At 69.1% G+C, this 22,346-nt stretch carries 21 protein-coding genes and 1 tRNA gene; 18 read left to right on the top strand and 4 right to left on the bottom strand.

Translation table 11 applies throughout. The annotated features are described in order from the left end of the window. The first annotated feature begins 126 nt into the window (after positions 1 to 126). The 6 genes from OG507_RS13280 to OG507_RS13255 all read left to right on the top strand — a co-directional run bounded on the left by OG507_RS13280 (position 127) and on the right by OG507_RS13255 (position 7,558). A complete protein-coding gene (locus OG507_RS13280) occupies positions 127 to 2,151 on the top strand; it encodes a hypothetical protein (RefSeq protein WP_327367398.1) in 2,025 nt (674 codons plus the stop codon). Between the two features lie 151 nt (positions 2,152 to 2,302). Continuing rightward, the gene (locus tag OG507_RS13275; RefSeq protein ID WP_327367397.1) at positions 2,303 to 3,520 is read left to right on the top strand and encodes a glycosyltransferase family 2 protein; all 1,218 of its coding nucleotides are present in this window, start codon (positions 2,303 to 2,305) and stop codon (positions 3,518 to 3,520) included. 153 nt (positions 3,521 to 3,673) lie between these two features. Further along, positions 3,674 to 4,744 carry a glucose-1-phosphate thymidylyltransferase gene (locus OG507_RS13270; protein ID WP_327367396.1) on the top strand — a complete coding sequence of 357 codons (1,071 nt, stop codon included), beginning with the start codon at positions 3,674 to 3,676 and terminating at the stop codon, positions 4,742 to 4,744. Continuing rightward, positions 4,741 to 5,727 carry a dTDP-glucose 4,6-dehydratase gene (rfbB, locus tag OG507_RS13265; RefSeq protein WP_327367395.1) on the top strand — a complete coding sequence of 329 codons (987 nt, stop codon included), beginning with the start codon at positions 4,741 to 4,743 and terminating at the stop codon, positions 5,725 to 5,727. The genes OG507_RS13270 and rfbB overlap by 4 nt, the downstream gene beginning before the upstream one ends. Beyond that, entirely contained in the window at positions 5,724 to 6,608 is an 885-nt protein-coding gene (gene rfbD / locus OG507_RS13260; RefSeq protein ID WP_327367394.1) for a dTDP-4-dehydrorhamnose reductase, read from the top strand. The genes rfbB and rfbD overlap by 4 nt, the downstream gene beginning before the upstream one ends. 155 nt (positions 6,609 to 6,763) lie before the next feature. Next, positions 6,764 to 7,558 (top strand): class I SAM-dependent methyltransferase, encoded by a 795-nt coding sequence (locus OG507_RS13255; protein WP_327367393.1) that lies wholly within the window; start codon positions 6,764 to 6,766, stop codon positions 7,556 to 7,558. Between the two features lie 70 nt (positions 7,559 to 7,628). Here the strand turns inward: OG507_RS13255 and rfbC are convergent, their stop codons facing one another. Continuing rightward, positions 7,629 to 8,228, bottom strand: coding sequence for a dTDP-4-dehydrorhamnose 3,5-epimerase (gene rfbC, locus OG507_RS13250; RefSeq protein ID WP_327367392.1), 600 nt, complete (start codon positions 8,226 to 8,228; stop codon positions 7,629 to 7,631). A 67-nt stretch (positions 8,229 to 8,295) separates the two neighbouring features. After that, positions 8,296 to 10,335: a glycosyltransferase family 2 protein gene (locus tag OG507_RS13245; protein ID WP_327367391.1), complete on the bottom strand. Its 2,040-nt coding sequence runs from the start codon at positions 10,333 to 10,335 to the stop codon at positions 8,296 to 8,298. Between the two features lie 351 nt (positions 10,336 to 10,686). On the opposite strand from OG507_RS13245, the gene proB reads away from it, so the two are divergent. From proB to OG507_RS13220, 5 genes are all read left to right on the top strand, one after another. Then, on the top strand, positions 10,687 to 11,784 hold the full coding sequence (gene proB / locus OG507_RS13240) for a glutamate 5-kinase (protein WP_327371959.1): 1,098 nt from the start codon (positions 10,687 to 10,689) through the stop codon (positions 11,782 to 11,784). 132 nt (positions 11,785 to 11,916) lie between these two features. Next, complete coding sequence (locus tag OG507_RS13235; RefSeq protein ID WP_327367390.1) at positions 11,917 to 12,420, top strand: hypothetical protein; 504 nt, start codon at positions 11,917 to 11,919, stop codon at positions 12,418 to 12,420. A gap of 101 nt (positions 12,421 to 12,521) precedes the next feature. Continuing rightward, complete coding sequence (locus OG507_RS13230; protein ID WP_327367389.1) at positions 12,522 to 13,805, top strand: glutamate-5-semialdehyde dehydrogenase; 1,284 nt, start codon at positions 12,522 to 12,524, stop codon at positions 13,803 to 13,805. Positions 13,806 to 13,872: 67 nt separating this feature from the next. Beyond that, positions 13,873 to 14,478 carry an SCO2584 family spore wall biosynthesis protein gene (locus OG507_RS13225; protein ID WP_327367388.1) on the top strand — a complete coding sequence of 202 codons (606 nt, stop codon included), beginning with the start codon at positions 13,873 to 13,875 and terminating at the stop codon, positions 14,476 to 14,478. Positions 14,479 to 14,739: 261 nt separating this feature from the next. Next, a complete protein-coding gene (locus OG507_RS13220) occupies positions 14,740 to 15,876 on the top strand; it encodes an SCO2583 family membrane protein (protein WP_327367387.1) in 1,137 nt (378 codons plus the stop codon). Here OG507_RS13220 and OG507_RS13215 read toward each other — a convergent pair. After that, positions 15,794 to 16,936 (bottom strand): M48 family metallopeptidase, encoded by a 1,143-nt coding sequence (locus OG507_RS13215; RefSeq protein ID WP_327367386.1) that lies wholly within the window; start codon positions 16,934 to 16,936, stop codon positions 15,794 to 15,796. The genes OG507_RS13220 and OG507_RS13215 overlap by 83 nt on opposite strands. A 111-nt stretch (positions 16,937 to 17,047) precedes the next feature. On the opposite strand from OG507_RS13215, the gene OG507_RS13210 reads away from it, so the two are divergent. The 7 genes from OG507_RS13210 to OG507_RS13180 all read left to right on the top strand — a co-directional run bounded on the left by OG507_RS13210 (position 17,048) and on the right by OG507_RS13180 (position 21,381). Beyond that, entirely contained in the window at positions 17,048 to 17,200 is a 153-nt protein-coding gene (locus OG507_RS13210; RefSeq protein ID WP_176740246.1) for a hypothetical protein, read from the top strand. Positions 17,201 to 17,284: 84 nt separating this feature from the next. Next, the gene (locus OG507_RS13205; protein ID WP_327367385.1) at positions 17,285 to 17,449 is read left to right on the top strand and encodes a hypothetical protein; all 165 of its coding nucleotides are present in this window, start codon (positions 17,285 to 17,287) and stop codon (positions 17,447 to 17,449) included. A gap of 38 nt (positions 17,450 to 17,487) precedes the next feature. Continuing rightward, on the top strand, positions 17,488 to 18,105 hold the full coding sequence (nadD, locus tag OG507_RS13200; RefSeq protein ID WP_327367384.1) for a nicotinate-nucleotide adenylyltransferase: 618 nt from the start codon (positions 17,488 to 17,490) through the stop codon (positions 18,103 to 18,105). A gap of 19 nt (positions 18,106 to 18,124) precedes the next feature. After that, a complete protein-coding gene (locus tag OG507_RS13195) occupies positions 18,125 to 19,906 on the top strand; it encodes an LCP family protein (RefSeq protein ID WP_327367383.1) in 1,782 nt (593 codons plus the stop codon). Between the two features lie 189 nt (positions 19,907 to 20,095). Next, positions 20,096 to 20,527 carry a ribosome silencing factor gene (gene rsfS, locus OG507_RS13190; protein WP_266361561.1) on the top strand — a complete coding sequence of 144 codons (432 nt, stop codon included), beginning with the start codon at positions 20,096 to 20,098 and terminating at the stop codon, positions 20,525 to 20,527. Beyond that, entirely contained in the window at positions 20,524 to 21,177 is a 654-nt protein-coding gene (locus OG507_RS13185) for a histidine phosphatase family protein (protein ID WP_327371958.1), read from the top strand. Before rsfS ends, OG507_RS13185 begins: the two co-directional genes overlap by 4 nt. 131 nt (positions 21,178 to 21,308) lie before the next feature. Next, positions 21,309 to 21,381, top strand: a tRNA-Ala gene (locus OG507_RS13180). 20 nt (positions 21,382 to 21,401) lie between these two features. Here OG507_RS13180 and OG507_RS13175 read toward each other — a convergent pair. Then, on the bottom strand, positions 21,402 to 22,325 hold the full coding sequence (locus OG507_RS13175; protein ID WP_327367382.1) for a helix-turn-helix transcriptional regulator: 924 nt from the start codon (positions 22,323 to 22,325) through the stop codon (positions 21,402 to 21,404). Positions 22,326 to 22,346: the final 21 nt, after the last annotated feature.

Here is a 22,346-nt window from a genome sequence, read left to right as displayed (position 1 = left end):
CCCTGCAAATCGCACTCAGCGTGTGCAGGGGTCCGAATTCGTGAAGCTCTGCCTTCACATTTCCCCCGCAAGGTAATCAGTCGGCATCCTCGGGAGCGGTACTTCGTGATTTCGAAAGCCATTCGCATGGCTCGAGTGGGCAGCGGTTCGGAGCTGGCCGCCGCTCTCCTCCTGGCTCTGGGATTCCCGTGCATAATGCTCGCGGCGATAATCCCCAATCTGTGGTTCTTCGCAGGCGCTGCCGCGGTGACCTATCTGGCCGATCAGTATCTGCATCACTGCGGCAGCTACCTGGTCAACCGGCTCGCCGCGGTCCGCGCAGGGCTCTCGATCCGCTTCCTGGTGCGCCAGCTGCTGCTGATCCTGCTGCTCTCCCGCATGGGGTACGGAGAGCAGACGCTCTTCTATGTGACGGTCGCCGGCCTGCTGGCCTTCTACGGGCTCCAGGCGCCGCAGACCGCGACGGTCACCCTCATCAAGCTCCGTCGCAAGCTCCCGGTGATCACGCGCAACGTCGACCTGGAGCAGGTGCGGATCCCGGACGCCCCGCCGGCGCTTCTGATGAACCGTTCCGCCGAGAAGATGCTCCACCTGGACGTCTTCGCGGTGGCGGGTGTGCTGGTCGCGATCGAGACCGGGGTGTTCGGCTTCGCCTACGCGGGCCTCGCCCTCACGCTGGTGTTCGCGGTCGGCTACCTCGCGGCGCTCGTCCCGTACATCCGTCCGAAGCGGCTCGTGGCCCCCGATGCCAAGGTGCTGGGCGCGGTGAGCACCTGGCTGCGCGAGTACCAGCCGGACGTGGCCCTCTACTTCTCCGGCTCCAAGGAATCGGCCTACCAGGTCAACATGTGGCTGGAGACCATGGCGCAGGTCGACGGGCGCCCGCTGATCCTGCTGCGTGAACGCGCGATACTGCCCCAGCTGAGCACGACAGCGGTGCCTGTGCTCTGTGTGCCCGGTGGCGTGCACCTGATGAATCTGGATCTCTCGTCGGTACGGGTCGCGCTCTACGCGGCCAACGTCGGCAAGAACATCCACCTGCTGCGGGTGCCGACGATGAAGCACGTCTTCATCGGCCACGGCGACAGCGACAAGCTCGCCAGCGTCAACCCGTACAGCAAGGCCTACGACGAGGTGTGGACCGCGGGCCGGGCAGGCCGTGACCGTTACGCGCTGGCCGATGTCGGTGTGCGCGACGAGGACATCGTCGAGGTGGGCCGCCCGCAGCTGGCCTCCATCAAGTCGTGGACCGGCGCGCCGAAGAACCCGATCCCGACCGTGCTGTACGCCCCCACCTGGGAGGGCTGGGACGACAACCCGGGCAACACCTCGCTGCTGCTGGCCGGCGAGAACATCGTCAAGCGGCTGCTGAACTCCGACAAGCCGGTGCGGCTCCTCTACAAGCCGCACCCCTTCACCGGTACCCGCAACGCCAAGGCCAAGGCCGTGCACCAGCGGATCACCGCGCTGATCGAGAAGGCCGCCGCCGAGCGTGCGGCCGACCCGCGCTGGGCGGGGGAATCGGCGGCGCTTCAGGCGGTGCAGGCCGAGGCGCGGGCCGAGCTGACCCGTATCGAGACGCGTATCGATACGCTGTCGAGCGGCGGTAACGTCGCCGGTGACGAGGCCGAGACGTCTCGCGACTCGCTGGCCGATCCGGCACGCGAGGCCGAGATCGCGCGGCTCAAGGACGAGTGGAACGCGGCCTCCTGGCGTGCGCTCGGCTGGTGGGAGCACAAGGTCATCACGGGCGCCCGGATGCGTCTGTACGACTGCTTCAACGAGTCCGACGCCATGGTCTCCGACATCTCCAGCGTGGTGTCGGACTTCATCGCGAGCGGCAAGCCGTACGCGGTCACCGATTCGGCCGCACTCGGTGAGGACGAGTTCCGCAGGCAGAACACCGCGGTCCGTGCTGCGGTCATCCTGTCCAATGCCGCTACCGAGCTGGACGCCCTGCTCGACGCGGTGGCGGATCCCGCCGCGGACACCCTGGCCGCCGACCGGCGCGAGCTGAAGGAGTACCTCCTCGGCCCGGACGAGCCCACCTCGATCGTGCAGTTCAACACGGCGGTGAAGGCGCTCGCGGCGAGGGCGGAGGCCCGGAACGCGGGCCTGGAGAGAAACCTCGGCGAACGTGTGAGCGGCTGAGAGCTCAGCTGGTTCGTTAACACGATCCACCCGGCCCGGCATAGCCCCATGAGGGTTGTGCCGGGCCTTTGTGATATGGGTCACTCCATCGGGTGTACGGTGCCGGGCAACCAACGTCAGGGGTTGCCTGTCTTCTGTTGATGTGAACGACATGCCAATTCCTGACGTAACTGTGATCATCGGCGCATATGAGGCGATGCCCTATCTCGTTCGCTGCCTCGAATCGGTGGAGGCGCAGAGCATAGGCGCCGACCGGATCGAGATCGTCGCGGTCGACGACGGTTCGACCGATGGCACCGGTGAGTATCTGGAGGAGTTCGCGGCCCGGTCCGCGGTTTCGACCAGGGTGGTCAGGCAGGCGAATTCCGGCGGCCCCAGCGGCCCGCGCAATGTGGGTCTCGAAATGGCGCGGGGCCGCTACGTCTTCTTCCTTGACGCGGACGACTACTTCGGTGACGAGGCGCTGGAGCGGATGGTCGCGAGGGCCGACCGGGCACACACCGACGTGGTGCTCGGCAAGGTGGTCGGGGTCAATCGCGGAGCGCCCCGGTCGATGTGGACGGCCACCAAGGACCGGGTGAACGTATACAACTCCAAGGTCATTTACACGCTGAGCGCACAGAAACTCTTCCGGCGTGAACTGCTGGAGCGGATAGGCCTGAGATTCGACGAGAAACTCAAGACCGGTGAGGACGCGCTCTTCACCATGGAGGCGTATCTGCGGGGCGCCGGAGTCTCCGTCATCTCCAATTACACCTGCTATTACCTGGTCGGCCGGGACGACGGAAAGCACGTCACCAAGAGCGGCACCTATGAATGGCGCTTCGACTCCATGAAGGCCATGATGGATCTCATTCACCGGCTCGAACCCGCCGGTCCGAAGCGTGACTTCCTGATGATCCGCCCCTTCACGGTCGGGATGCTGCAGCAGTTCGGCCCCAACTTCCTCCGGGACTCGCAGGAGGTCCGGCGCCACAAGATGGAGCTCGCGGCGCCGCTCATGGACATGTACTGGAACGAAGGCGTGGCGCGTCTGATCAAGGTCGCCGAGAGGCTGCGGCTGGCCGCCGTCGCGCGGGGCCGGTCCGATGTGCTGGTGGACCAGCTGACGTTCCTGAAGGAGAAGTCCGTTCCGGATGTGGTCGGTTCACGCAAGGGTGACAAGCTCTTCCTCGCCTACCCGCACTTCCGGGACCGGTCGAGCGGTCTCTCGAACTCCGATTTCGAGGTCACCGTGCCCGACTGGCACGACGGCAAGCGCATAGAGAAGCCCGAGGCCGTGGTCCGTAGGGCGTCACTGTCGCGGCGCGTCGTCCGGCGCGTGCGACGGGACGTACGGCGCTGGAAGTCGCGGATCACCACAGGCTGAGCAGTCGCGCCCCCTCCCACCCTGCTCCGGGCATGTGCACGTACCTCGACCACTGAGTTGACGCGCCACGAATCGCGCAGCAATTCTCAGTAAAGTTGCCATGCAGGTCGCAGCCGCGACAAGACCGATATCTCAACCATGAGGACTGGTCACGTGAAGGCTCTCGTACTGTCCGGAGGGGCGGGCACCCGCCTGCGTCCCATCACACACACCTCGGCCAAACAACTGGTGCCCGTGGCGAACAAGCCCGTGCTGTTCTACGGCCTGGAAGCCATTGCGGAAGCGGGCATCACCGAGGTCGGCATCATCGTGGGCGACACCGCCGAGGAGATCCGCGAGGCGGTCGGTGACGGTTCCCGGCTCGGCATCGAGGTCACGTACATCCCGCAGGACGAGCCGCTCGGCCTCGCCCACGCGGTGCTGATCGCGCGTGACTTCCTGGGGGACGACGACTTCGTCATGTACCTGGGCGACAACTTCATCGTCGGCGGGATCACCGGTCTGGTGGAGGAGTTCCGCGCGGACAGGCCCGATGCGCAGATCCTGCTGACCCAGGTGCCCAACCCGACCTCCTTCGGTGTCGCGGAGCTCGACGCCGACGGCCGGGTGGTGGCCCTGGAGGAGAAGCCGAAGGAGCCCAAGAGCGATCTGGCGCTCGTCGGCGTCTACCTCTTCACCCCCGCCGTCCACGAGGCCGTCCGCTCGATCGAGCCGTCCTGGCGCGGTGAACTGGAGATCACGCACGCCATCCAGTGGCTGATCGACCAGAAGCGCGACGTGCGCTCCACCACGATCCGCGGGTACTGGAAGGACACCGGCAACGTCACCGACATGCTGGAGGTCAACCGGAGCGTCCTGGAGGGCATCGAGCCGACCCACGAGGAGGCCGAGGTCGACGAGGACAGCGAGATCATCGGCCGGGTCCGGATCGAGGCGGGCGCCAAGGTCAGCGGCAGCCGCATCGTCGGGCCCGCGATCATCGGAGCCCGGTCGGTGATCAGCGGCGCGTACGTGGGCCCGTTCACCTCGGTCTCGGAGGACTGCCGGATCGAGGACAGCGAGATCGAGTACTCCATCGTTCTGCGGGGCGCCTCCATCTCCGGGGTCCGCCGCGTGGAGGCGTCGCTCATCGGCCGCGACGTCGAGGTGACCCCCGCGCCCCGTTCCCCGTCCGCCCACCGACTCGTACTCGGCGACCACAGCAAGGTGCAGATCTCCTCATGACCACGAACATCCTGGTGACCGGCGGTGCCGGCTTCATCGGCTCGCACTATGTCCGTACGGTGCTCGGCCCCGGGGGACCCGGCGACACCGCCGTCACCGTGCTCGACAAGCTCACCTACGCGGGCAACCCGGCCAACCTCGACGAGGTGCGCGACCACCCCGGTTTCGGGTTCGTGCAGGGCGACATCTGCGACCCGGAGCTGGTTGCCGAGCTGATGGCCGAGCACGACCAGGTGGTGCACTTCGCCGCCGAGTCCCATGTGGACCGCTCCATCGACGGCGGCGCCGAATTCGTCCGTACGAACGTCGTGGGCACCCACACCCTGGTCCACGCCGCGCACCTGGCCGGCATCAAGACCTTCGTGCACATCTCCACCGACGAGGTCTACGGCTCGATCGACGAGGGCTCCTGGCCCGAGACCGACCCGCTCGCGCCCAACTCGCCCTACTCCGCGGCCAAGGCGTCCAGCGACCTGATCGCTCTCTCCTACCACCGCACCCACGGCCTCGACGTGCGGGTGACCCGCTGCTCCAACAACTACGGGCACCACCACTTCCCCGAGAAGGTCATCCCGCTCTTCGTCACCAACCTGCTGGACGGCAAGTCCGTCCCGCTGTACGGCGACGGCGCCAACGTCCGCGACTGGCTGCACATCGACGACCACGTCCAGGGGATCGAACTGGTCCGTACGAAGGGCCGGGCCGGCGAGGTCTACAACATCGGCGGCGGCACCGAGCTCTCCAACAAGGAGCTCACCGGCCTGCTGCTGGACGCCTGCGGCGCCGACTGGGACACCGGCGTCACCTACGTCGAGGACCGCAAGGGCCACGACCGCCGCTACTCGGTCGACTGCACCAAGATCCGCGAGGAGCTCGGCTACGAGCCCCGCAAGGACTTTCGCACCGGTCTCGCCGAGACCGTGCAGTGGTACCGCGACAACCGCGCCTGGTGGGAGCCGCTGAAGGACCGGGCCGCGCTGTGAGCACCGTCTGGCTGGTCACCGGAGCCGCCGGGATGCTGGGCCGGGACGTCCTGGCCCGGCTCGCCGGCGAGGACGTCACCGTCGTCGCCGCTGACCGCGCGGCCATGGACATCGCGGACCCGGCATCGGTGCGCGCGGGCTTCGAGAAGCACCGCCCCGCCGTCGTGGTGAACTGCGCCGCCTGGACCGCCGTCGACGACGCCGAGTCCCAGGAGGATGCCGCGCTGCGGGTCAACGGCACGGGCCCCGAGGTCCTTGCCGCCGCCTGCCGCGAACACGGTGCCGTCCTCCTCCAGGTCTCCACCGACTACGTCTTCGCCGGGGACGGCGAGAAGCCCTACGCCGAGGACGCCCCCACCGGACCGCGCAGCGCCTACGGCCGTACCAAACTGGCCGGTGAGCGGGGGGTGTTGGACACCCTGCCGGACACGGGCTACGTGGTCCGTACCGCCTGGCTGTACGGCGCGGGCGGCGGCAACTTCGTCCGTACGATGATCAGGCTGGAGGGAGTCAAGGACACCCTCGACGTCGTGGACGACCAGAGCGGACAGCCCACCTGGACCGTCGACCTGGCCGACCGGCTCGTCCGGCTCGGCCGGGCCGCGCTCGCGGGCACCGCCCCCGCAGGTGTCTACCACGGCACCAGCGGCGGCGAGACGACCTGGTTCGGCTTCACCCGGGAGATCTTCCGGCTTCTGGACACGGACCCGGCGCGCGTCCGCCCCACGACCAGCGAGGCCTTCGTGCGCCCCGCGCCCCGACCCGCGTACAGCGTGCTGGGACACGACCGCTGGGCGACAGCCGGAATCGAACCGATCAGGGACTGGCGCGCGGCCCTGGAAGAGGCATTCCCGGCACTCCTCGCAGCAGAGCGACCGTGATCGTCCAATGATCGTATCGACGGTCAATCGCGTCGAATTTCGACGATGTAAACAATGGAGGTTTACCTAGGGGTGAACGCTTACATCACAGTGCGTTCATGGGGTAACTTCGCCGGGGACCAGACCAGTTGGTTTCCTCCGAAGGGCTGCTCCACGTGAACCGCCATGACTTTCTTCGTCAATTGCACCGCGTCTACCGTCCTCGGAACTATTTGGAGATCGGGGTCAACGACGGCAGGAGCCTGGCGCTCTCGCGAGTGCCCTCCGTCGCCGTCGACCCCGCTTTCCGGGTGGTGACGGACATCAGCTGCGACGTCCACCTGGTCAAGGCGACGAGCGACGACTTCTTCGCCCGCAAGGACCCGCTGCTGCACCTGCGCAACGGCCGCAACCCGTTCCGCGCCCTCGCCCGCCGCGACCCGCTCAATCTGCTCGGCGGCGATCCGAAACTGGAACTCGCCTTCATCGACGGCATGCACCTCTTCGAGTACGCCCTGCGCGACTTCATGAACGTCGAGAAGCACGCCCGCTGGTCGAGTGTGATCGTGCTGGACGACATGCTGCCGCGCGATGTCGACGAGGCGGCCCGCGACCGGCACACCAAGTACTGGACCGGTGATGTGTACAAGGTGGTGCAGGTGCTGCGCCGCTACCGCCCCGACCTGGTCGTCGTGGAGCTGGACACGGCACCGACCGGCGTGGTCGCCGTGTTCGGCGCGGACCCGGAGAGCGACGTCCTGAAGAACGCGTACGACAAGATCATCGAGGAGTACGTCGTACCCGATCCGCAGGACGTGCCCGAGGAGGTGCTGGTGCGGAAGAACGCCGTTCAGCCCGAGGCACTGCTCGGTGCCGACTTCTGGCCGGCCCTGACCCGCGCCCGCAACCTGCGCCGCCCGCGCTCGGCGTTCGCACCCTTGCGGGGGCGCATCGAGGCCCTCGCCGGCTGACCGGCCCCAGGCAGTACGAAGCCCCCGTGATCCGTACGGACCACGGGGGCTTCGGCGTTCTGGGCCGGGCTCAGCCGCGGGCGCGCAGCCGCGCGTAGTACGCCTGGCACGCCTCGTACGACGGCAGCAGGCCCTGCGCCTCCGCCTCGGCCAGCGAGGGGGCCGCGGCGTCCTTGTCGGACAGCAGCGGGGTGATCCCCTGCGGCCACTCGATGCCCAGCTCGGGGTCGAGCGGGTCGATGCCGTGCTCGCGGCCGGGCGCGTACCCCTCGGAGCACAGATAGACGACCGACGCGTCGTCCGTCAGGGCCATGAAGGCATGGCCGAGACCCTCGGCGAGATAGACGGCGTGATGGTCCGCGTCGTCCAGCCGGACGGCCTCCCACCGCTTGTACGTGGGGGAGCCGACCCGGATGTCCACGATGACGTCGAGCACCGCGCCGCGTACGCACTTGACGTACTTCGCCTGGCTCGGCGGCACATCGGCGAAGTGGACGCCGCGCAGCGTTCCCCGGCTGGAGACGGAGAAGTTGGCCTGCGCGAGCTCCAGCGTGTGTCCGACGGCCTCGCTCAGCTCCGATCCCTTGAACCACTCGTGGAAGCTGCCGCGGCTGTCCGGGAAGACCTTGGGCTCATGCACCCAGGCCCCTGCGATGGAGAGCTGCCGCATGCGATCACGTCCTTGTCCGAGGTGTTTGTGTTGTCCGGTGCTTGTGGGGGCCGTCCTCGGCAGCGGATCAGCTGACGAACCGGGCGGCGAGTCGACGGGCGCGCTTGCGGCCCTGCGGCGGGAGCCTGCGCACGATCGGGCCGCCGACGGCGCGCAGCGCGCGACGCACCGTTGCCTTCCGGCGTTGCGCGGCCACGCCGGCCATGAACGTTTCCGCGGTCTCGGGCAGCTCAGGATCCAGCTGGATCCTGCCGCCCGTGCCGACGGTGACGTCGCAGAGGCTGAGCGCGGGGCCCTTCTCGCCGTCCAGCCGGACGGAGAGCTTCCAGGCGCCCGCCGCGACGCCGGGGGCGCGGCCGGGCACGGTGAGGTGGGCGCGGCCCCGCGTCGGTTGCAGGACGGTGCGCAGCGTGTGCACGGGCGAGTCGGTTCCGTCGGCCGGGCTCAGGACCAGCTGGGCGTCGGAGGCGGCGGTGGTGGTGGCGGTGAAGAGGTCCAGCCGGAGCTCGGGACGGCGACCCGGGGTCCGCAGAACGGGGCGGCCGTCCAGATAGTCGGCGAGCTTCTTGCCGCGACGGGCGACATCGAGCGTGAGGTTGCCGTACGGGTCGGTGAAGTACGGGATGACGGCGCGGGCCGGTGAGCCGAGCGAGGCGGGCAGACAGTCGGCGTCCACCTCGGGCGCGCGGTCGGCACCCAGCCTCGCCTTGCGGACCAGGCCCAGGCCGCGCAGCGGTACCCAGATGTCCCAGAAGCCGCGGGAGACCCGGCCGCGGCCCTTCACCGCCTCCGAGGAGACGTGACCGCTGCCGCGCAGGACGATCTCGCAGGCCCCGTCGCCGAGTTCCTCGGTCTTGGTGGTGAACGTCGCGGGGCAGGGCCACTCGACGGCCGTCTCGCGATTGCGCAGGGACAGCTCGGCGGAGAAGCCGTCGAAGTCGTCGGTGACATCGAGGAGTTCGTTCTCGGCCAGCAGCCCGCCCCCGTTGTCCGGGTGCAGGAAGTAGCGGCCGTCCCGGCGCAGCAGCTTCACCGGGGTCTCGTCGTCGCCCTGGACCAGCCGTGCGGTGACGGTGACGGCGACGCGGCCGTCCGGCTGCCAGGCGAACTCCTCCAGACGGGCCGACGCCTTGACGGACCCGGCGAACCGGGCGATCCGCAGCAGCCCCTCCCGGTCGTCCCTGCGCAGGAGTGTGGAGCGGATCCGCAGCAGCGGGCCGAGGCCGTCGCGCACGCCGTCGCCCATGAAGTCGACGGCCAGCGGCCTGATCGCATCGACCATCTCGCCGAAGAAATCGGGCTGGTACTTGACCACCGCGGGTTCGCTGAGGCGGCTCAGCATCTCGACCCGGTAGAAGCGGCGGAGCAGCAGATCCCGGAACTCGCCCGGCTCGGTGTTGGCCACGACGACGTCCAGGACCTCGCGGAGGTTCCCGTAGTAGAGGGCCGGAACGATCCTGGTGGATCCGGCATTCTTGCCGTCGTCGCGCCGGGAGTAGAAGTAACAGGTGTAGTTGCCCAGGATGGAGACGACCTCGGCCGGGAAGTACGCCTGCATCATGTAGAGCTGGTCCTCCAGACGACGCTTCCCCTCGGGGTAGGCGATGCCGTTCTCACGGAGGAAATCCGTCCGGAACATCTTGTGCGGTGTGAGGCTGTCGTACAGGGGCGCGTCGCGCAGGGTGCACTTCTCACGGTTCTTCTTGAACACGCCGTGCGGAACACCGCGGAAGTTGCTGGCCACCTTGCCGATGACGATGTCCGAGCCGTTGCGGTGCCCCATCTCGTACAGTCGGCGCAGGGCGTCGGAGGCGAGGTGGTCGTCCTGGTCGACGAACTGGACGTACTCGCCCTTCGCTTCGGCCACGCCGACGTTGCGCGGCTTTCCGGGCCACCCGGAGTTGGGAATGGTGATCACCCGGAAATGCGAGTGATCCACCGCCAGCTTTTCGAGCCGTTCAGGAGTGTCGTCCGTGGATCCATCGTTGACGAAGAGAACTTCGAACTCCCCCGCAGGGAGGGTCTGCCGCAGAAGTGAGTCGATGCAGGGGTCGATGTACTTACCCGGGTTGTATACGGGAATGACGACACTTACTTTGACGGGCATCGCTGCTGTCCCATGTCTGGTAGAGGTCCCTGGAGATGGCGGCGGGTGCGGGGCCGGCACTGTCCCTGCCGAAAGTGGGGGAGAGTCGCTGCCACGCACCCTATCGGCTGTTAGATGAGCGAGACCTACCAATGGTTGCCGGGTCGAGCGCGTCGAAATTCCCGGGCCCGTCCGCCCGCTGCGGCGCATCGGGCGGACGCACGGGTCACGGAGCCGCTCATGCGTCCACGGGCCGAAACGCACAGGCGCCGATTCCTCCGCTCCCGTAGATTGCCAGAGCTGGGCGAGGCCGAATCATTGGGGATGTACGTGTCAGGGGCAAGGCAGGGCGTCGCAGAGGCCCGCAGGATCGTGGTCAAGGTCGGTTCCTCCTCCCTCACCACCGCGGCGGGCGGCCTCGACGCGGACCGTGTCGACGCGCTCGTCGACGTGCTCGCCAAGGTGAGAAGCGGCGGAGAGCGCGAGGTCGTGCTCGTCTCCAGCGGGGCCATCGCCGCCGGGCTCGCCCCGCTCGGGCTGCACCGCCGGCCCAAGGACCTGGCCAGACAGCAGGCCGCCGCCAGTGTCGGCCAGGGGCTGCTCGTCGCCCGCTACACCGCCTCCTTCGCGCGCTACGGCGTACGCGTCGGCCAGGTGCTGCTCACCAGCAACGACACCAGCCGCCGCGCGCACTACCGCAACGCCTACCGCACCCTCGACCAGCTCCTGGACATGGGCGCCCTCCCGGTCGTCAACGAGAACGACACCGTCGCCACCGACGAGATCCGGTTCGGCGACAACGACCGGCTGGCCGCGCTCGTCGCCCATCTCGTCCGCGCCGATCTGCTGGTCCTCCTCTCCGACGTGGACGGCCTCTACGACGGCGACCCCGCCACCCCCGGCACCTCACGGATCGCCGAGGTGACCGGCCCCGAGGATCTCGCGGGTGTCACCATCGGCAGCGCGGGGAAGGCGGGCGTCGGCACCGGTGGCATGGTCACCAAGGTCGAGGCCGCCCGGATCGCCACGGCTGCCGGAGTCCCGGTCGTCCTCACCTCCGCCAGCAGGGCCGCCGACGCGTTGGCCGGACGCGACACCGGTACGTACTTCCACCGCACCGGACGCCGCTCGGCGGACCGGCTGCTCTGGCTGGCTCACGCCTCCACCCCGCAGGGCTCGCTGACCCTCGACGACGGGGCCGTACAGGCGGTCGTCGAGCGGCACAGCTCGCTGCTGCCGGCCGGGATCGCCTCGGTCGAGGGCGAGTTCACCGCGGGCGACCCGGTCGAACTGCGCGACCTCGAAGGCCGCCCCGTGGCCCGCGGACTCGTCAACTTCGACGCCAAGGAGATCCCGCAGCTGCTCGGCCGCTCCACCCGCGACCTGGCGCGGGAACTCGGTCCGGCATATGAGCGCGAGGTCGTACACAGGGACGATCTCGTCGTCCTGCACCCCCGACAGACCCCCTGAAACGGCTGAAAGTCCAGCCTCAAGGCAGAGACCTTCACCAAAACCGTCCCATCGTCGGCCGCGGGCTGGTCAACTTTGTAGCGGGGACACTGCGGGGTACAGCACAGCAAACGCATTCACAGGAGGCCGCCGGTGAGACGAGCGCGCCCGGGGGCGCCACCCCGAGGAACGGGTGGCAGGGCCCTGACCAGCGTCGGAGCAGGCGTCGGCTTCGACGGGAGACGGTCCACGGACCGTGGGGACGACCGGACCACCGGACCCGAGCCGACGGTGGCGAAGGAGGAGCAGCGCACCCCGTCGAGACTCTGGCACATCACGCTCAGCGTCTCGGGCACCGCGATTCCGCTGAAGGAGGTCAGACGCGGCCTCGAACAGCTCGCACACGACCACCCCTTCCTGCTGACCAGCCGCTACGCCAACGACCACGCGGAGATCCGCTACTGGGAAGAGGCCCGCGATCTGCACGACGCGGCTGCCGTCGCACTGCGGCTGTGGGGTGAGCACCGTTCCACCGCCGGCCTTCCGCCCTGGGAGATCGTCGGACTGGAGGTCATCGACCGCGAGACGTACCACCAGCGCGTCGCCGAGGGATACGGGCCGCCCCCGGCGGCACCGGTCGGCGTCCATCCGTACTGACCGGCCGGCTCCGTACTGACCGGCCGGCTCCGGCTGGGACGGCCGTCTCGCATCACGGGATACGTGAGGGATGCCCGCAGTGTGCGCACTACCCTGCGGGCATGACCACGCTTTCGCCGTACGACAACATGTCCCCGGTCGCCCAGGCCGCCTACCGGGCACGCTCCGCCGCCGACGACATCGCGCCGCTGCCGCGTGCAGCGAAGGACGACGCGCTGCTGGCGATCGCGGACGCGCTGGAAGTGCGGACGGCCGAGATCGTCGCGGCCAACGCCGAGGACGTCGCCCGCGCCCGCGAGGCCGGGACCAGCGAGTCGATCGTCGACCGGCTCACCCTCACCCCGGGGCGGATCCGGGCCATCGCCGCCGATGTGCGGGATGTGGCCGCGCTGCCCGACCCGGTCGGCGAGGTCGTCCGCGGCTCGACCCTGCCCAACGGCATCGACCTGCGACAGGTCCGGGTGCCGCTCGGCGTCGTCGGCATCATCTACGAGGCCCGGCCCAATGTGACGGTCGACGCCGCGGCCCTCTGCCTGAAGTCGGGCAACGCCGTCCTGCTGCGCGGCTCGTCCTCCGCGTACGCCTCCAACACCGCGCTCGTACGAGTGGTGCGCGACGCGGTGGGCGGCTCCGGCCTCCCGGCCGACGCGGTGCAACTGGTGCCGGGCGAGAACCGCGACTCCGTACGGGAACTGATGCGGGCCCGCGGCCTCGTCGACGTCCTCATCCCGCGCGGCGGCGCCTCCCTGATCCGCTCGGTCGTCGAGGAATCCACCGTGCCGGTCATCGAGACCGGCACCGGCAACTGCCATGTGTACGTGGACGCGCAGACCGACCTCGACATGGCCGTCGACATCCTGATCAACTCCAAGGCACAGCGCCCGAGCGTCTGCAACGCCGCCGAGACGCTCCTGGTCCACAAGGACGTCGCCGCGCGGTTCCTGCCGCGCGCCCTGGACGCGCTGGCCGACGCAGGGGTGACCGTGCACGGCGACGAGCGGGTCCTCGAATACGCCGAGGGGTCCAAGGCCACCGTCGTGGCTGCGACGCCGGAGGACTGGGAGACCGAGTACCTCTCGTACGACATCGCCGCGGCCGTCGTGGAATCGCTGGACGCGGCCGTCGCGCACATCCGGCTCTGGTCCTCCGGCCACACCGAGGCGATCGTGACCACCTCCCAGGCCGCGGCGCGCCGCTTCACCCAGTTGGTGGACTCCACGACGGTGGCCGTGAACGCGTCGACGCGTTTCACCGACGGCGGCCAGTTCGGCTTCGGCGCCGAGATCGGCATCTCCACCCAGAAGCTGCACGCCAGGGGCCCGATGGGCCTGCCGGAACTGACCTCGACGAAGTACATCGTCACGGGCGACGGTCACGTGCGGTGACCGTCGGGGTTCGGCGAATGTTGCGGGCTCCCTGCCCAGAACGACCCCGCGGGGCTAGTCTGGATCCGTGCCGGACGACGTGGGGGGCAGGCCGTTCCCGGACGGCTGGGAGCCCGACGACGACCGCGGGGGCGCGGACGAGGACTTCGCCTCCGTGGTGTTCGACGAGGACTTCGTACGGGCCGCCGAGATCCATGAACCCACCGCTGTGGAGCGACTGCTCGCGGCCGCACAGGCGCGCGCCGAGGCCGAAGCATCCCGGGCGAGGGCGGGCGGCGGACAGTCGGACGACGAACTCTATGACGAGGGATACGGGCCGGGCGGCGCATACGGCCGCGGGAGCGCCTACGGCGACTCAGCGGACCCTGATGACGACGACTGGTACGACAACGGCCCCTACGGGCGCCACGGCGGCGCCCTGCGCCCCTACCGGGGCACGGCACGCTGGCACCGGCCGGTGGCCTGGCTGCTGGCCGTGCTGATGGGCATCGGAATGGTCGCGCTGGCCTTCAGCGCCGTCTACCGCAACACTTCGGGCAACCGCCAGGACCCCGTCCCGCCGCCCGCGACCACCGGTGTGGACAGCACTCCGGGCCCCGTCCCAAGCGCCATCCCGCCGGCCTCGGCCGGCTATCTCCGCCCCACGGTCTCGGCGGTCCCGCGCCCGTCCTGAGGGCCGCGCCGAGGGGGCCGCTGCCGGAGCTCCGGGGCAGCTCTCGCCCGGTTCTGCGGCGGCTGAGCGTTTACCCCGGTCGTAATCGACCTACCCTGAAGGTATGACCCCTCTCTACGAGGGGGCTTCTCACTCGTCCGTACATGCGCAGTCATGCGACGTCATGCCAACCCATGACGGGCAGGCCCTGTCCGAAGCCGATCGGCCGAAGCAGAGCGAGGCGTTTCGGCCCCGGTCGGTGACGTGGAGTCGGGAGAAGTCATGGCAGACCGCGGAGAACCACCAGAAGGCCCGCCCGAGAACGCCCCGGGCGGCGGCGAGGACGAGTACCGCTCACTCGTCTTCGACGAGTCGTTCGTCCGTGCTGCCCGGCTGAAGGAATTCTCCGCCCAGGAGCGCATGGGCGACCACGCCCGTGCGGTGAGCAGCCTTCCGGCCCGGGGCTTCCGCGCCGGCTCCAAGGCCGCCATCGCCCTGGTCCTCCTGATCGCCCTGGCCTTCGGAACGGCCGTGTACATGGGCTTCCGCCACCCCTACCAGGCGCCCGTCGGCAAAAGGGCCGAACCGCTGCGGTCGACCGTCGTACCCCTGGCTCCCCGGGGCGCCGTACCCGGCGGAACCGCCGCCGACCTCCTCGCCAGGAGCCCCGCCGCACAGTTCGAAAAAGGTGCTGCAGGCATCAATTTCCCGGCGATCCGAGGCACGGGCAACTTCTCGGACAGCCAGGTGGCAACGGCTCTGACCACGGCCAAGGACTACCTGGTGGCCTCCTCGCTCGACCCCGACGTCCTCACCGGGGACGCGGTACGGCCGGTAAAACTCCTCCTCGACCCGGACCAGATGGCCCAGTTCGACCGCAGCATGAGCCGCCCCGCCGACGACGGGCAGCACACCGCGACCGGCTGGTTGGTGCGGTTCGACCCGGCGAAGGTGGCACTGGCCGCTCCGGACGTCCGGGTCCGGGGCACCCTGAGCTACACCGAGGCGGGGGCCGACACCCTGGAGGTGGTCTCGGACCACACCTTCACCTACACGCTCCGCCCGGCCGTTTCGGGGCCCCAAGAGCCAGGCGGCGCCTCGCTCTTCACCGTACGGCGCGAGCTGCACTTCCGCTTCGACCGGGACGACCTGCGGCTGCACCGGCTGGAGCTGCGCACCAGCTACGTACAGGCCGGACCGCAGGCCTGCCCGGCGGACACCAGCGGAGCACTGCAGCCGCTGCTCGCCGGAGCGCGCGCCACCTCCCGAGGCCCTGCGGGCACCGACCCGTACACGACGGACCGGCCCACCGCGGCGCTCTGCGGGACGCTGGCGGTCAGCTCCCCGCCGTCCCCCGCTCCTCCTCATCAGGGTTCCCAGGCTCCTGGGGCCGCGCAGAGCCAGCGGAGCCGTTCGTAGCGCCGCCCTTGCCGGCCGCGCCCCCGCCTCCCTGACCGGTGAACTTGTCACGGAGCTTGCCGCCCAGGTCCCCGGCGCCGCCCGCTATGTCGCCGACCAGCTTCATCAGCGGATCCTTGCTGGTGCGCACCGTGTCCGCGTAGTGGGCCGCGGACTCCCGGAAGGAATCCGTCACCGAGGTGTCCTTGTCCTCGTCACGTCGCGGGTAGTGGCCGTCCATGATCCGCTGGTAGTCGCGGGTCTCGGACCACTTCTTCAGCTCGGCGGCGCGCACCGTGGTGAAGGGGTGCGAGCGGGGGAGCAGATTGAGGATCTTGAGCACCGAGTCGCGCAGATCGCCGCCCTTCTCGTACTCGTCGGCCTGGGCGAGGAAGGCGTCCACATTCATCTCGTGCAGATGGTTGCCGCCCGCGATCTTCATCAGACCGCGCATCGACGCCTGCAGATCCTGGCCGACGAGCAGTCCCGCCCGGTCGGCCGACAGCTCCGACTTGCGGAACCACTCGCGCAGTGCCGTCACGATCGCCATGATCGCGACATTGCCGAGCGGGATCCAGGCGACCTTCAGCGCGATATTGGTGAGGAACAGCAAAATCGTGCGGTACACGGCATGGCCCGAGAGGGCGTGTCCCACCTCGTGGCCGATGACGGCCCGCATCTCCTCCTCGTCCAGCAACTCCACCAGCCCCGTCGTCACCACGATGATCGGCTCGTCGAGACCGATGCACATGGCATTGGGCTGCGGATCCTGGCTGACATACATCGGCGGGACCTTCTCCAGGTCCAGGATGTAACAGGCGTCGCGCAGCATGTCGTTGAGATGGGTGAACTGCGCGTCGCTCACCCGGACGGAGTCGGAGAGGAAGAGCAGTCGCAGGCTGCGCTCGGGCAGCAGACCGCTCAGGGTCTTGAACACGGTGTCGAAACCGCTCAGCTTGCGCAGGGCCACCAGGGCCGATCGGTCGGCCGGGTGTTCGTAGGCCCGGGACGAGATTCCCGCGAAACGCCTGCGCTGCCTGCTCGGCACGTTCTCGTGGCTCTCGTGGCTGCGTTCGGTCATGAATGGGCCCCCTGTTCGTACGAGACGTCGCTCGCCCCCCTGACAAATCCCAGCGTAGGTGCTGGGGCTACGGTGTGCGGGGGGCTGTGGATATCTGAGGAGACGCCCGACATGCCGCACACCGTTGCTCTGCTCGCCGCCGCATCCGAGGACCAGGGGCCTGGCAACACGCTCCGTATCGTGCTGCTCGCCTCGCTCGTCGGAGCCGTCCTGCTCGGCTGGTTCCTGCTCCGCGGATACCGCAACGACGACAACAACGACTGAGTCGGCGTGAGCGTGCCCGGGGCGCCCGCATACGATGTGCGCGACGTCTTCCTTCCGACTCCCGATCGATAGGTCCTGCCGAAGATGAGCCTCACGAGCACCGCGCACCAGCTGGTCACTCTCGCTGCCGAGGGCGGCGAGCACGGCGGCAACCACGAAAGCCTCAGCCCGTATGTCACCGGGGGCGGTGCGTTCGTCGTGCTGCTGCTCCTGCTGTGGATCACCACCCGCTTCAACCGCGACCGCTGAGGCGAAGGCGTACAGCTGTGCCAGTAGGCTCTGCACGCATGGGAGAGCAGGAAGTGCCTACCGGCCGCAAAAAGCGCCGAATCGGTGTGATGGGCGGGACGTTCGACCCGATTCATCATGGACACCTGGTGGCGGCCAGTGAAGTGGCCGCCCAGTTCCACCTCGACGAGGTGATCTTCGTTCCGACTGGGCAGCCGTGGCAGAAGAGCCACAAGAACGTCTCCCCGGCCGAGGACCGCTATCTGATGACGGTCATCGCGACGGCGTCCAACCCGCAGTTCTCGGTCAGCCGGAGCGACATCGACCGCAGCGGGCCGACGTACACCATCGATACGCTGCGGGACCTGCGCGCGAACCACGGCGACGCGGACCTCTTCTTCATCACCGGCGCCGACGCGCTCGCCCAGATCCTCACCTGGCGGGACGCCGAGGAGCTTTTCTCGCTCTCCCACTTCATCGGTGTGACGCGGCCGGGGCATGTGCTCACGGACCCCGGTCTGCCGGAGGGCGGGGTCTCCCTCGTGGAGGTGCCCGCGCTCGCCATCTCGTCCACGGACTGCCGCGAGAGGGTCGCGAAGGGCGAGCCGGTCTGGTACTTGGTGCCGGACGGTGTGGTCCGCTACATCGACAAGCGCCAGCTGTACCGCGGCGAATGAGCCACGCAGAGGGGCACCGGTGAACGACCGACAGAACCCGTACGACCCGTACTACCAGCAGCCGCAGATCATCGGCTACGACGAGTACGGGCAGCCGGTGTATCAGCAGCCCGGACAGCAGGCGTACGACCCGTATGCGCCTCAGCAGGCCCAGCAGGCCCAGCAGCCGCATCAGGCCGACCAGGGGTACGGATACGACCCGTACGCCCAGCCTCAGCAGCCGCAACAGCCCCAGCAGCAGCCTGCGCAGCCGCAGCCGCAGCCGCAGCCGCAGTCGTACGACCCGTACGGCTCGCAGCAGCCCCCCCGGCAGCCGCAACAGCCTCAGCAGCCTCAGCAGCCTCAGCAGCAGGCTTACGGCGGCTACGACGGCTATGGCTACGACACGGGTCAGCAGCCCGCCGCTGTCGACACCACGCAGCAGTGGAACATCCCGCAGCAGGCCGCCGCGCCGCCGTCCCCGCCCGCACCCGCGCCGCCCCGCCAGGACCCCGAGGCCGGGGCCGGGCCGGAACCGGTCGTTCCAGGACAGCGCCGGGCCGACCGTGACTACCGCACCGAGCAGTTCTCCTTCATCGAGGAGCCCGACGAGGACTCCGAAGACGTCATCGACTGGCTGAAGTTCACCGAGAGCCGCAGCGAGCGGCGCGAGGAGGCACGGCGTCGCGGCCGCAACCGCATGGTCGCGCTGATAGTCGTGGTGGTCCTGGTCGTGGTCGGCGGTGTCGGCTACCTCTGGTCCGCCGGAAAGATCCCCGGCCTCTCCGGCCCGGAGAAGGAGAACACGGCGACGACGGGCCCGCAGGAGCGGGACGTCATCGTGGTCCATCTGCACAACACCAAGAAGGGCGGCACCTCCACGGCGCTGCTCGTCGACAACGTGACGACCAAGCAGGGGACCACGGTCCTGCTCCCCAACTCGCTCGCGGTCTCCGACGACGGGGGCGTCACCACCACCCTCGGCAAGTCCGTCGAGGACGACGGGACCACCGGCACCCGCGATTCCATCGACACGCTGCTCGGCACCGAGATCAGCGGTACATGGCGGCTCGACACCCCTTATCTGGAGACGCTCGTCGACCTGGTCGGCAACATCGAGATCGACACCGACACCGAGGTGCCCGACACGAAGAAGGGCGCCTCCCCCCTGGTGAAGAAGGGCGAGGCACAGACCCTGAGCGGCCAGATGGCCGTCGCGTACGCCACCTACCGGGCGCCCGGTGAGGCCGAGGCGAAGCAGCTCATGCGGTTCGGGGAGGTCATGCGGGGCGTTCTGCGGAAGATCTCGGACGACCCGAAGGCCGCCACGGTCACCGTGCAGACGCTGGCGCAGATCCTCGACCCGTCGCTGCCGGAGAAGGACCTCGGCGCCTCCCTGGCGAAGCTCGCCCAGCACGCCAAGGTCGGCGACTACAAGACGGCACTGCTGCCCGTGCAGGCCGACGGCACCCTCACCGACGCGGCCACCGAGAGCGTCGTCAAGGACATCCTGGGCGGCACGGTGAAGGCTCCGGACGCCGGCGCGGCGGTGCGGGTCGGGATCAAGAACGCCACCGGGGACAAGGACGGCACGGAGTCCGCCCGGATCAAGCTGGTCAACGGCGGCTATGCCTTCGTCGGCGGCGGGACGGCCGAGACCGTGACGCTGTCCGAGGTCGTCTACAAGACCGCGGCGGACAAGGACAAGGCGACGCAGGTCGCCAAGACCCTGGGCCTGCCGACGAGCGCGCTGAAGCAGGGCAAGCCCGCCGCGAACGCTGATGTGTCCGTCGTACTCGGCCAGAACTACGAGATCGGATGACCGGGATCGACTACGGGATCGGATGACCGGGATCGACTACGGGATCGGATGACCGGAACCGCACCGCCCGGATGACGCCGGTCGGATCGGTGGATCGGTGCCGATTCGATCTTCGAACGTTCGCTGCGTGGGCTGTCGGCGGTCCGTGAGACCCTAGAGGTTGATCTGACCGCCGACGAAAGCCTGCTTGTGACCGCCACGGACCGCTCCATCGAGCTCATCAACGCCGCCGCTCAGGCGGCCGCCGACCGGCTCGCGCACGACATCATCGCGTACGACGTCAGCGACGTGCTGTCGATCACAGACGCCTTCCTGCTGGCTTCGGCCCCCAACGACCGCCAGGTCAAGTCGATCGTCGACGAGATCGAGGAGCGGCTCCAGAAGGAGCTCGGCGCCAAGCCGGTACGCCGTGAGGGCGACCGCGACGCGCGCTGGATCCTCCTCGACTACGTCGACATCGTCATCCACGTCCAGCACAGCGAGGAGCGGGTCTTCTACGCGCTTGAGCGCCTCTGGAAGGACTGCCCCGAGATCGCACTCCCCGAGGACGCCGTCAAGACCCGGGGCAAGGCCGCGGAGCACGCCCAGCTCACCGGCAGCACGGAAGGTGAGCAGAGCTGAACGGCAGCAAAAGCGGCAGAGGCCGCAGGATCGTCCTCTGGCGGCACGGCCAGACGGCATGGAATCTGGAGCGCCGGTTCCAGGGGTCGACGGACATCGCGCTCACCGAGGCCGGCGTCGGGCAGGCCCAGCGGGCCGCCCGGCTGCTCGCCTCGCTGAAGCCGGATGCGATCGTCGCCTCCGATCTGCAGCGGGCGGCGGCCACGGCCGCCGAGCTCGCCGCGATCACCGGCCTCGAAGTCGGACACGACGCGGGACTGCGTGAAACCTACGCGGGTGCCTGGCAGGGCCTCACCCACGAGGAGATCGTCGGGCAGTACGGCGAGCAGTACGCCGCGTGGAAGCGCGGCGAGCCCGTGCGCCGCGGCGGCGGTGAGCTGGAGACCGAAGTCGCCGACCGGGCCGCCCCGGTCGTACTCGGACACGCCGACAAGCTGCCCGAGAACGGCACGCTCGTCGTGGTCAGCCACGGCGGCACCATCCGCACCACCATTGGTCGGCTGCTGGGCCTGGAGGCGCACCACTGGGAAGGGCTCGGTGGGCTCTCCAACTGCTGCTGGTCGGTGCTGGGCGAGGGCGCGCGCGGCTGGCGCCTGCTGGAGCACAACGCCGGCACGCTGCCGGAGCCGGTGCTCGGCGACGACACGTAGGAGCGCCCGGGCCCGGGAACGCCCGGAGGCGACCTCCGGGCGGCGTCGGCCGGATTTCACTTTCCGGCTGGTCACAGGCTAAAGTTCTTCTTGTTCGCAGCGCGGAAACGCAGGGAAACACGGCGAACAGCGGGGCTATAGCTCAGTTGGTAGAGCGCCTGCATGGCATGCAGGAGGTCAGGAGTTCAATTCTCCTTAGCTCCACAATCGAGATCCCGTCCCCATCAGGGGGCGGGATCTTTGCGCTCCTCCGGGAGACGTTTCCCCGGGAGGCGCTCCCCCTGGTGGCGTTCTTTCCGGCGGTGGCGGCGCAGTGCCGCCACCTGTTTCCCGCTCGCCTCGTCGGCCGGGGTGTAGACCACGATGCGGCACTCCGGCAGTCCATTGACGGACAGCGACACCGAGGTCATCCGTATCTCGTCGGTCGCCGCCCAGTGCCGGAAGGTCTTCACCCGCGGCCCCGGCGGGGCGACATCCCCGCTGCGCCACAGCTCGGCGAAGTACGGACTGGCGGCCGAGAGCTGTTCGACGAACGACTCCCAGGTGGGCTCGCCCGTATGGCGCCCATAAGCGCCCCGCAGCGTCGCCACCATGATCGGCAGCTCCTGGGCCGGGTGGACGACGGGACAGGCCTCCTCGGACGCCGTGAACAGCGTCCACAGCACATTGCGTATGCCTGGTTCCCCCGTGTCGCGGATGCCGAACAGGTCGCGGTAGGCGGGGTTGGTGGCCAGGATGTCGTACCGGGTGTTGTAGACCACGGCGGGGTGCGGATCGAGCGCGTCGATGATGCCCTGGATCTCCGGCCCCACCTCTATCGCGTCGGCCTGTCTGCCCGGGGCGTAGGCGACCTCCGCCAGGTGGTAGAGGTGTTCGCGCTCCGGTGCGTCCAGCCGGAGGGTGCGCGCCACGGCGTCCAGGACCTGCGGCGACGCGTTGATCGGACGGCCCTGTTCCAGCCAGGTGTACCAGGTGACGCCGACGCCGGAGAGCTGTGCCACCTCCTCGCGGCGCAGGCCCGGGGTGCGGCGGCGCAGTCCGGGCGCCATGCCCACATCGGCGGGCGTCACCCGCGCGCGGCGGTTGCGCAGAAAGGCCGCGAGCTCCGGACGCCGCCGGTGCTGGTGATGTGCCGTCACCGTTGTCACACCCCCATCGTCCGCGCCTCG

Source organism: Streptomyces sp. NBC_01217 (assembly GCF_035994185.1).
GTDB lineage: Bacteria > Actinomycetota > Actinomycetes > Streptomycetales > Streptomycetaceae > Streptomyces.
Note: the sequence above shows the minus strand (reverse complement) of the source record. Positions and strands in the feature narration are given on the sequence as shown.